Here is an 856-nt window from a genome sequence, read left to right as displayed (position 1 = left end):
GCGCTGCGCGACGACGACCTGCCGGAGCCGGTGAAGTCGGTGGTGGCGCGCATGCAGCTCGGTGTGCAGCGCAACCATGACCAGATCAAGATGCTGCGCGACCGCGAACGCGCGAAGAGCGGAACGTAAATCCTGCCGATGTTCTTACCGGCGTCAGAAAACTTCACCCGGTCGAATTTGCAGAGGGACTGTGCCCGCCAGCCAGCGCCTCCAGTACGTCAGTGATGCGGTGCCCGGCATCCGCCGGGCGCGCCGCGGCACCGGCTTCAGTTACATCGGCCCGGACGGGCGGCCGTTGCGCGAGCGCAGCGAACTGGAGCGGATCCGGCGGCTGGCGATCCCGCCCGCGTACACGCAGGTGTGGATCTGCCCGTCGCCGCTCGGCCATGTGCAGGCCACCGGGCGCGATGCGCGCGGCCGCAAGCAGTACCGCTACCACGCCGAGTGGCGGCGGGTGCGCGACGAGGACAAGTTCGACCGCATGCTGGAGTTCGGCGAGGCGCTGCCGCGCATCCGGGCGCGGGTGCAGCGCGACCTGAAGGATGGCGGCGCGCGGCCGGGCCGCGAGACCGTGCTCGCGACCGTCGTGCGCCTGCTCGACACGACGCTCGTGCGCATCGGCAACGACGAGTACGCCCGCAGCAACGGCTCGTTCGGCCTGACGACGCTGCGCAACCGGCATGCGCGCGTGAACGGGCGCGAGATCACGCTGCAGTTCCGCGGCAAGAGCGGCGTGCAGCACCGCGTGGCGCTCGAAGACCCGCGGGTCGCGCGCGTGGTGCGGCGCTGCCAGGCGATGCCGGGACAGGCCTTGTTCCAGTACGAGGGCGACGATGGCGAGTTGCACGGCATCGGC

1 protein-coding gene is annotated in these 856 nt (G+C 70.9%); it reads left to right on the top strand.

Annotation, left to right across the window (positions count from 1 at the left end):
• Positions 1–190: 190 nt before the first annotated feature.
• Positions 191–856: DNA topoisomerase IB (locus AC1D15_RS34975; protein ID WP_477829693.1), on the top strand; the 666-nt coding region annotated here is incomplete at its 3' end.

The sequence above is a fragment of the Rhizobacter sp. P2_H2 genome (assembly GCF_056403375.1).
The sequence above is the reverse complement of the archived record's forward strand: the minus strand, read 5'-3'. Positions and strand labels throughout refer to the sequence as shown.